Below are 1,577 nucleotides of genomic sequence, written 5' to 3'. Positions count from 1 at the left end.
GGTCGGCCGGAGCGAAGAGCGGCAGCACGTTGCCCACTTCGGCTAGTGAGGACTGCAGGGCCTGCTTGACCGTAGCGATGTTGACCACTTCAGGCCCGATCATCAGGCCGGTCAGCTCGCCATTGGTTTCCTCGGGCAGGAATTCCATGAAACTGTTGTACATGGGGTCGGTGGCCGGGTGGGCCGGGGGCGCGCCCGAAGCGAGGCGCAGTTCACGTGCGTCAGCGCCGCCGGCAGCAAGAGCTGCCAGAGAAGTCACGGCAAGAAGTCGTGCAAGTTTATTCATCGTTGTCCTCCCGCGGCCGGGGGTCCGGCCGCTCTCCATGGTTTCTAGGGTCAAGCCGCTTTGCGCGGTCTTTTGGTTAGATACCCAGCAGGCGGCGCGCGTTCTCCTTGAGGATCAGCGGACGAACCTCCGGCTTGATGTCCAGTTTGTCGAAGTCGTTGAGCCAGCGATCGGGCATGATGGCGGGCCAGTCGGAGCCGAACAACATCCGCTCCTTGAGCAGGCTGTTGGCGTATTTGACGAGGATCGGTGGAAAGTACTTCGGCGACCAGCCCGACAGGTCGATATAGACGTTGGGCTTGTGGGTCGCGACGGCCAGCGCCTCATCCTGCCAGGGGAACGAGGGGTGGGCCATGATGATCTTGAGGTCGGGGAAATCCGCGGCCACATCATCGATGAACATCGGATTGGAATATTTCAGGCGCATGCCATATCCGCCGCGCATGCCCGCGCCCACACCGGTCTGGCCGGTGTGGAACAGGGCGGGCACTCCCGCCTCCTGGATGGCCTCGTAGAGCGGATAGGCGGCCCGGTCGTTCGGATAGAAGGCCTGGTAGGTTGGGTGAAACTTGAAGCCGCGCACGCCAAAATCGGCCACGAGCCGCCTTGCCTCACGCACGCCCATCTTGCCCTTGGCGGGATCGATCGAGGCAAAGGGGATCAGGATGTCGGAATGCTCGGCCGCCAAGGTCGCGACGTCTTCGTTGTTGTAGCGGCGATGCCCGGTCGCTGCCTCGGCATCGACGGCGAAGATCACGGCAGCGATGCGACGCGCCCGGTAATATTCGGCCGTCTCGGGAATGGTCGGCGGGGACTTGAAGGGCGAATGGAAGTAGTGGGCCATCGCGTGCTGCAGGTCGTCATAGCCGTCATCGGCATGCATGCCGCAGGCTTCCTCGGCATGGGTGTGGAAGTCGATGGCGACAATGTCGTCGAGGTTCATGGGACCGCCCATCACTTGGCCTCCGGCCAGCCGGCAATCTTGCGCGACAGGGTCAGGAGCTGGGCATGTTCCTCGTCATCGAGCATGGACAGAGCCGCGCGGTCGGAGCGGTACATCTTGTCGGCAGAGGCATCGATCTGCTGACGGCCGGCTTCGGTGACGCTGAGCACCACCGAGCGGCGGTCGTCATGGGGAATGTGCCGGGCGATGAGACCACGCTCCTCGAGCGCCCGCACCAGCTTGGTCATGTTGGACCACTTGATCTTGAGCACGTCGGCCAGCACGCCCTGGCGAATGCCCGGATTCTCGGACAAGGCCAGCAGGACGGTTAATTCCGAAATCCTGATC

Annotated in this window: 3 protein-coding genes; all 3 read right to left on the bottom strand. The window is 63.0% G+C overall.

Going from position 1 to position 1,577, the window contains the following annotated elements:
- The coding region (locus WBA97_RS27545; RefSeq protein ID WP_424233842.1) for a hypothetical protein at positions 1-286 on the bottom strand (286 nt) is incomplete at its 3' end.
- Positions 287-362: 76 nt separating this feature from the next.
- A complete protein-coding gene (locus WBA97_RS27540; protein WP_424233841.1) occupies positions 363-1,229 on the bottom strand; it encodes an amidohydrolase family protein in 867 nt (288 codons plus the stop codon).
- A gap of 11 nt (positions 1,230-1,240) precedes the next feature.
- A partial coding sequence (locus WBA97_RS27535; RefSeq protein WP_424233840.1) for a MarR family winged helix-turn-helix transcriptional regulator occupies positions 1,241-1,577 on the bottom strand: 337 nt, incomplete at its 5' end.

It is taken from the genome of Actinophytocola sp. (assembly GCF_049647105.1).
Lineage (GTDB): Bacteria > Actinomycetota > Actinomycetes > Mycobacteriales > Pseudonocardiaceae > Actinophytocola.
The sequence above is the reverse complement of the archived record's forward strand: the minus strand, read 5'-3'. Positions and strand labels throughout refer to the sequence as shown.